This is a genomic window from Plantactinospora sp. CA-290183 (assembly GCF_050936375.1).
In the GTDB taxonomy this organism is placed as follows: Bacteria; Actinomycetota; Actinomycetes; order Mycobacteriales; family Micromonosporaceae; genus Plantactinospora.
Map to the genome: position 1 here is coordinate 53,494 of NZ_JBNJMX010000022.1, position 7,365 is coordinate 60,858.

General features: G+C 74.3%; 6 protein-coding genes and 1 pseudogene. 6 read left to right on the top strand and 1 reads right to left on the bottom strand.

Features of this window, described 5'->3' with window-relative positions; translation table 11 throughout:
- Positions 1 to 33 precede the first annotated feature (33 nt).
- The 6 genes from rimO to pspM all read left to right on the top strand — a co-directional run bounded on the left by rimO (position 34) and on the right by pspM (position 5,657).
- Positions 34 to 1,551, top strand: coding sequence for a 30S ribosomal protein S12 methylthiotransferase RimO (gene rimO, locus ACQEUR_RS21830; protein WP_433034261.1), 1,518 nt, complete (start codon positions 34 to 36; stop codon positions 1,549 to 1,551).
- A 114-nt stretch (positions 1,552 to 1,665) separates the two neighbouring features.
- The gene (pgsA, locus tag ACQEUR_RS21835) at positions 1,666 to 2,259 is read left to right on the top strand and encodes a CDP-diacylglycerol--glycerol-3-phosphate 3-phosphatidyltransferase (RefSeq protein WP_433034282.1); all 594 of its coding nucleotides are present in this window, start codon (positions 1,666 to 1,668) and stop codon (positions 2,257 to 2,259) included.
- A gap of 130 nt (positions 2,260 to 2,389) precedes the next feature.
- Complete coding sequence (locus tag ACQEUR_RS21840; protein ID WP_433034263.1) at positions 2,390 to 2,914, top strand: CinA family protein; 525 nt, start codon at positions 2,390 to 2,392, stop codon at positions 2,912 to 2,914.
- Positions 2,915 to 3,082: 168 nt separating this feature from the next.
- The gene (locus ACQEUR_RS21845) at positions 3,083 to 3,709 is read left to right on the top strand and encodes a helix-turn-helix domain-containing protein (protein ID WP_433034265.1); all 627 of its coding nucleotides are present in this window, start codon (positions 3,083 to 3,085) and stop codon (positions 3,707 to 3,709) included.
- Between the two features lie 274 nt (positions 3,710 to 3,983).
- The gene (locus ACQEUR_RS21850) at positions 3,984 to 4,847 is read left to right on the top strand and encodes a PspA/IM30 family protein (RefSeq protein ID WP_433034267.1); all 864 of its coding nucleotides are present in this window, start codon (positions 3,984 to 3,986) and stop codon (positions 4,845 to 4,847) included.
- A 30-nt stretch (positions 4,848 to 4,877) separates the two neighbouring features.
- On the top strand, positions 4,878 to 5,657 hold the full coding sequence (pspM, locus tag ACQEUR_RS21855; RefSeq protein ID WP_433034269.1) for a phage shock envelope stress response protein PspM: 780 nt from the start codon (positions 4,878 to 4,880) through the stop codon (positions 5,655 to 5,657).
- Between the two features lie 21 nt (positions 5,658 to 5,678).
- On the opposite strand, the pseudogene ACQEUR_RS21860 reads toward pspM, so the two are convergent.
- A pseudogene (locus ACQEUR_RS21860) lies at positions 5,679 to 7,365 on the bottom strand (hypothetical protein); the annotation flags it as partial.

Consider the following 7,365-nt stretch of genomic DNA (forward strand, 5'->3'; position numbering starts at 1 on the left):
GGAAGGCTCGCGGGACGGTACCGGTACCCTCGGATGGTGTCCGCCACTTCGTCCGCACCGACCGCCGGCCGCCGCGTCGCGATGCTCACCCTCGGCTGTGCCCGCAACGAGGTCGACTCGGAGGAGTTGGCCGCCCGGCTGCACGCCGACGGCTGGCAGGTGACCACCGACGGCGAGAACGCCGACGTGGTGCTGGTCAATACCTGCGGCTTCGTCGAGAAGGCCAAGCAGGACTCGATCCAGACCCTGCTGGCCGCCGCCGAGACCGGTGCCAAGGTGGTCGCCGCGGGCTGCATGGCGGAGCGGTACGGCCGCGAGCTGGCCGACAGCCTGCCCGAGGCCGAGGCGGTGCTCGGTTTCGACGACTACCCGGAGATCTCGTCCCGGCTCGACGCCGTGCTCGCCGGGGAACGGATCGACGCGCACGTCCCGCGGGACCGGCGCGAGCTGCTGCCGCTGACCCCGGTGGCCCGGCACGGCAGCGCGGTCGTGGTGCCCGGCCACGCCTCGTCGTCCTCCTCCGCCCGGCCGGCCGGCGGCACCCTGGTCGCGGACGAGCACACCCCGGCGCACCTGCGCCCGGTGCTGCGCCACCGGCTCGACTCCGGCCCGGTCGCGTCGCTCAAGCTGGCCAGCGGCTGTGACCGGCGGTGCGCCTTCTGCGCGATCCCGGCCTTCCGTGGCGCCTTCGTCTCCCGCTCGCCCGACGAGCTGCTGGCCGAGGCGGAGTGGCTGGCCCGGTCCGGGGTCCGCGAGCTGGTCCTGGTCAGCGAGAACTCCACCTCCTACGGCAAGGACCTGGGTGACCCGCGACTGCTGGAGAAGCTGCTGCCGCAGCTCGCCGCCGTCGACGGCATCGTCCGGGTACGCGCCAGCTACCTCCAGCCGGCGGAGACCCGGCCCGGCCTGGTAGAGGTGATCGCCACCACACCGGGCGTGGCCGCGTACTTCGATCTCTCCTTCCAGCACTCCAGCGAGGCGGTGCTGCGCCGGATGCGCCGGTTCGGCTCCACCGACCGGTTCCTCGACCTGCTGGCCACGGCCCGGGAACTGGCCCCGGAGGCCGGCGCCCGGAGCAACTTCATCGTCGGTTTCCCGGGTGAGGGCCGCGCCGACGTCGAGGAGCTGGTCCGCTTCGTCTCCGCCGCCCGGCTGGACGCGATCGGCGTCTTCGACTACAGCGACGAGGACGGCACGGAGGCGGCCGGCCTGCCCGGCAAGCTCTCCGCGGCCACCGTCAAGCGGCGGTACGACCGGCTCTCGGCGCTCGCCGACGAGCTCTGCGCGCAGCGGGCGGAGGAGCGGCTCGGCTCGACCGTCGAGGTACTGGTCGACTCGGTCGAGGACGGGGTGGTGGAGGGCCGGGCCGCGCACCAGGCGCCCGAGGTGGACGGCTCCACGACCCTGGTCGCGCCGCTCGGCGGCGGGGTCGACCTGGCCGCGCTCCGCCCGGGCGACCTGGTCCGCGCCACCGTGACCGGTACGGAGGGCGTCGACCTGCTCGCCGTACCGGACGAGATGATGTCGGCGGCGCCACGCGGGGCGGAGTGAACACGGTGCAGGGGTGGAATGCGGCTGCCGGTCGGGGCAGCGCCGCGCTGACGGTCTCCTCCCGTGCGGCGGGATGACGCCGTGACCGAGGCGACCGAACCGGTGCCCGGGAGCGTGGGCGCCACCGTTGACGCGCCGCCGACCGGCCGGGTGGGGCCGGTCCCGGTCGTCAACGCGGCCAACGGGCTGACCGCGCTCCGGCTCGCCCTGATCCCGGTCTTCGTCGGTCTGGTGGTCGTCTCCGACATGGTCCACCCGGGTTGGCGGGTGGCAGCCTGCCTGACCTTCGCGTTCGCCTCGGTGACGGATCTCGTCGACGGGTGGATCGCCCGCCGCTACGCCCTGGTCACCTCCTTCGGCAAGGTGGCCGACCCGATCGCCGACAAGGCCCTGACCGGCACCGCTCTGGTGCTGCTCTCCTGGTATGACCTGATTCCCTGGTGGGTAACAGTGGTCATCCTGGCGCGCGAGCTCGGCGTCACGCTGATCCGCTTCTGGGTGATCCGCTACGGCGTCATCGCGGCCAGCCGGGGTGGCAAGGCGAAGACGGCGGTGCAGACGCTGGCCATCGTCTGGTACCTGTGGCCCGTACCCGCCGCGCTGACCGGGGTCGGGCCGTGGATCGTCGGTGTCGCCGTGGTGGTGACCGTGGTGACCGGGCTCGACTACGTGGTGCGGGCGCTGCGGCTGCGGCGTGCTCCCCGCTGAGGCGGACCCGTCGGGGTGATCCGGGGGCCGGACCGTGTGTGCCCGGCGCCGGCGGGGAACCGTCGCCGAGAAGCCGTCGACGGGCAACGGGGCGTTGACGTCGGTGCGGGACGGCACGGGAGGAGCGGAGATGAGCGAACCACAGCGGGAGGTCGACACCGCTGCGGCGGCGGTGGTGCACCTCCTGGTCGAACGGGGGGAGACGCTGGCCTCGGTCGAATCCCTCACCGGCGGGCTGCTGGCGGCGACGGTCGTCGACATCGCCGGGGTGAGCAGCGTCTACCGGGGCGGTCTCGTGGTCTACGCCACCGACCTGAAGGCGTCGCTCGCCGACGTGCCGGCCGATCTGCTGGACGCGCGCGGCCCGGTCGACCCGGACGTGGCCGTCGCGATGGCCGAGGGGGGCCGGAAGCGCTGCGGCGCGGACTGGGGCGTGGCCACCACCGGGGTGGCCGGCCCGGACCCGCAGGACGGCAACCCGGTCGGACTGGTCTTCGTGGCGGTGGCCGGCCCGAGTGGCACCGACGTACGCCGGCTCGACCTCGACGGGGGCCGGCTGCGGATCCGGACCGGGGCGGTGGCCGAGGTGCTGCACCTGCTCGCCGACCGGCTGCACGCCCTACCCCCGCCGGAGCCGGTGACCGGACCGCGCTGACCTGTTCGCCCGGCAGGGCGGGATGTCGCGGACGGCCACAACGGGTACGGTTGCGGGAAGGCTCGGGCAGCTGACGCTGTGGGCTTCCTCCGCACCGCGGTCGGGGGCGACGCCGACGGCGCCGGCCCGCCCGTGTCCCGGGGATGGTCCTGCGACAGGGGAGGTGCGATGGTCCTGCTACGCCGGGTCATTGGTGATGCGCTGCGGGCGCGTCGGCAGGGGCAGCATCGGACCCTGCGCGAGGTTTCCTCGGCGGCGAACGTGAGCCTGGGCTACCTCTCCGAGATCGAACGCGGCCAGAAGGAAGCCTCCAGCGAGCTGCTGGCCGCCATCTGTGACGCCCTCGGCGCCCGCCTCTCCGAGCTGCTGCGCGACGTCAGCGACACGGTGGAGCTGGCCGAGGAGATCCCGAACGTGCTGGTGCCCGTCCCCGACCGGGGCGCGGCCGAGCGGCTTCCGGCCGGGCGTACGGGCGGCGACGCGACGCGCCCGGAGCGGGCCCCCGCCCCGTCCACCCGCCCCGAGCCGGTCCGCCGGTCGGCACCGGCCGAGCCGGCCCGGCAGCCGGCGCACGCGGAGGCACCCGCGTCGCGGCCGGCGATGGCCGATGCCGTCCTGCGGCCGCTCGCCGAGGGCGGAAAGCGGCAGCGCCCGGTCGACGGCAACCTCTCGGTGGCGACCGACGGCAGGGTGTCGGTGACGGTACGGCAGCAGTCGCCGCTCAAGACGACGCTGCGTACCACCCGCCGGATCCGCCCCAAGAACGAGGAACGCGACGTCGTCTGCGTCGGCTGACCCTTTCCGCGGCAGGTGTCCGGAACGGCCCCTCTCCATCGCTCGGCGGTGCGCCAGGGGCCGTTCCCGTCAGCCCCGCCGAGCCGTCCGCGCCCAACAGGTGGCTCGACCGGCGTGTGCCGCGTTACGGTTGGCGCGCAGCCGCGTGTCCGGCGGAAATCCCCCTGAGGTCCCCTGCCCGGGTGGCGCGGGACTGGGACGATGGAGATCGTGCCGTGGCGTACACGCCTCGGCCGGCCGGTCGGCGGAGCGATGACACTGAGGGGATACCGGGATGGCGAACCCGTTCGTCAAGAGCTGGCGCTACCTGATGGCGTTGTTCGGTGCCAAGGTCGACGAGTACGCCGACCCTAAGGTGCAGATCGGGCAGGCCGTCGAGGAGGCGCAGCGCCAGCACCAGGCGCTGGTCCAGCAGGCCGCGGCGGTCATCGGCAACCAGCGTCAGCTTGAGATGCGGCTCTCCCGGCAGATGTCCGAGGTCGAGCGCCTCCAGGCGATGGCGCGGCAGGCGCTGGTCCTCGCCGACCGGGCCCGGGCCGCGGGTGACGAAGCCGAGGCGACGAAGTACGAGCAGAGCGCCCAGACCGTCGCCACCCAGCTCGTCGCCGCCGAGCAGTCGACGGAGGACCTGAAGAACCTGCACGACCAGGCGATCGGCGCGGCGGCCCAGGCCCGGCGCGCGGTCGAGAACAACTCGATGGTCCTCCAGCAGCGGCTGGCCGAGCGGACCAAGCTGCTGAGCCAGCTCGAGCAGGCCAAGATGCAGGAGACCGTCGCCCGCTCGCTGGAGTCCATGTCCGCCGTCGCAGCCCCCGGCAACACCCCCTCGCTGGACGAGGTACGGGACCGGATCGAGCGGCGTTACGCCAACGCCATGGGGCGGGCCGAGCTGGCCAGCTCCTCCGTCGAGGGACGGATGCTGGAGATCCAGAAGTCCACACTCGACCTCGCCGGATCCTCCCGGCTGGAGCAGATCCGCGCCAGCATGGCCGGGGAACAGCTGGCCGGCGGTGCCAACGCCCCGGCGGTCGAGCCGGCCGGCCCGGCGGCGGATTCCGCCGGGGTCGCCCGGCTGGACGAGATTCGGGCCAACATGGCCAAGGAGAAGCCGACCGGTGGCACCAACGCCGCCGGCTGAGTCGGGTACGTTGCCGGGAAGGGGTCCGACGTGGCCGATCTGCGAGCCCGCCACCTGCGCCGGCTGAGCGCACTGCGCCGGTCCGTCCGCCGGTGGAGCGTGCTGGCCGGCGGGCTCGGCGGTGCGGCGGCGGTGCTCACGCCGTACCAGGGACTGGGGTTGCCCGACGCCGGCTGGACGGCGGCGGCCGGCGGCTCCGTCGTGCTGGCCGTCTGGCGCTGGGCCGACCTGCGCACCCTGCGCGCGCTCCCGGTGCCACCCGCGCCCGAGCCGGTCACCACCGACGCGGCCCGGGCCCGGCTGGTCGCCGCCGTCGAGCGGCTGCCCGCCGGCCGCCAGGCGCTGACGGAGGTACGCCGGCAGCGGGCCCGGATCGCGCTGCGGGGCTCGGCCGCGGCCGGGCCGTGGCAGCGCCTGGACGAGGCGACGGTGACCCTGGACGGCCTGGCCGGACGGCTGACCGGCCCCGCCGGGCCGGCGGTGCTGGAGGCGGCGGTGGCGGAACACTCCCTGCGCGACCTCTGCCAGCGGCTGGCGAGCGTGGAGCGGGCCCTGCGCCTCGCCCCGGCGGACGCCCGGGCCGAGCTGGACGCCGCCCACCACGGCCTCTCGGTCCAGCTCGACGAGGGGGTCCGCGCCTACGAGCGGCTGGTCGCGGCGGCCGCCGGCTACGTGGCGGAGGACGCCCGGGAGGACCACGGACCCGGTGCCGTGGTCCGGCTCACCGAGGCCACCGAACTGCTCCGGGCCGTCGCGGCCGGACTCGCCGAGCTGCGGACCGTCGGCCGGCCGACCGGGGCGAGCACCTGACCGCCCGCCCGGCGAAGGGTTTCAGGCCGGCGTACGGATCGAGACCGGCCGGCTGAACGCGGAGCTGCCGGCGGCGTTGGTGGCCTGGATGCGGTAGTGGTAGACGGTGTCCCGGGCCAGCCCGGCGTCGTTCATCGAACGGCCGGCCCCCGAGACGGCGAACGTCGTCAGCCCGCCGCCGAAGCCGGGGCTGGTGGCCCGTTGCAGGGCGAAGCCGGTGACCGTGCTGGTCGCGGCGATGGACCAGGTGAGGGTGACCGTGGCGCTGCCCGGACCCGAGGCGGCGGTGTGGTTGACCGCGACGAGGTTGACCGGCGCGGCCGGCGCCGCCGGCGTGACCACCGTGCAGACGTTCGACCACGGCGACGAGGCGCCCAGATAGCTGGTCCGGACCCGGTAGTAGTAGGTGGTGTCGGCGGCGACCGGCGCGTCCGGGCAACTGCCGGCGACCGGGATGATCGTGGTGACCAGGCCGCTGGTGAAGGTGGGATTGGTGGCCCGTTGCAGGTCCACGGTGGTGGCGAACGAGCGGTTGGTCCAGACCCGGTTGACCCGCAGCGGCGGCCCCGGGGCCACGCTCGCCACCAGCCCGGTCGGGGCCACCAGGTGGACGACCGCGCTGGCCGTGTTCGAGTACGCCGAGTGCGCCACGTTGTTCTCGGCCCGGACCCGGTAGTAGTAGGTGAGCCCCGGGGTGACCGTGGAGTCGGTGTGCGCACCGGCGGTCGCCGGGACGACGAAGCTGGTCAGCCCGTGGCTGAACGCGGCGTCCGTGGCGCGCTGCACCAGGCTGTTGCTGGCGGCCGGGCTGCCGGCGGTGGTGGTGCCGCCGACGGCCGGCCCCCGGGCGTTGTTCGTCCAGGTGACCACGATGGCCGGCAGCACACTGGCCGAGCCCGGGGACGGCCTGGCGGTGAGCCCGGTGGGTGCCGCCGGGGAGAAGTGCAGCACGAGCGGCCGGGTCATCTGCTGGTCGGCGTGCCCGAGCGGCTGGCCGTGCCAGACGTACTCCCAACCGAAGTTGTGCAGCCGGTTGGTCACCATCGCCGGCTCGCCGGTACGGGGGTTGACCTGGGTGCAGCCGTGCGACATGCCGGGCAGCTGGGTCGGGTCGTGCAGCCGTACGCTGTCGGAGACCTTGAACGGCAGCGGGGCGGGCAGGGTCGGCCGGAGCGCCACGATCGTGTCCTCGTACGGGTTCATCCGGACCGTCTCCTTCCAGCCGAGTTCGTTCGGCTCGGGCGGCCTGATCGCGCCGTCCCGGCCCACCCGGTTGACGAGCTGGACGTTCACGTGGTGGAAGTGCACCGCCAGGGTGTCGGTCCCGCTGTGGGTGATCTTCCAGAGCTGGGTGCCGTCGCCGGGCGCCCCGACCGGGACCGCCGGGTCGGACGGGAAGACCACCTCGGTCGGCGGATCGATCCGGGTCAGCGGGATGGTGGTCTGGAGCAGCGCGCTGGTCTTCGGCAGTTCCGTGCCGAGCAGGTAGGTCAGCCGCCCGTACTCCGGGTCGAAGTCGGCGACGATCGCCTTCGGATGCAGCGGCAGGGTCACCGGCGCGCTGCCGCCGTACGGGGTGAAGGTGATCGTCGACTCCTCGACCGGCACGTACGTGTTGCGCGGGGTGCTGGTGCGAAACGCCGGGTCGTACGCCCGTTGCGGCACGATCGGCGGCGGCTGGCTGCGCCCGTACGCCTCCGGAAGCCGG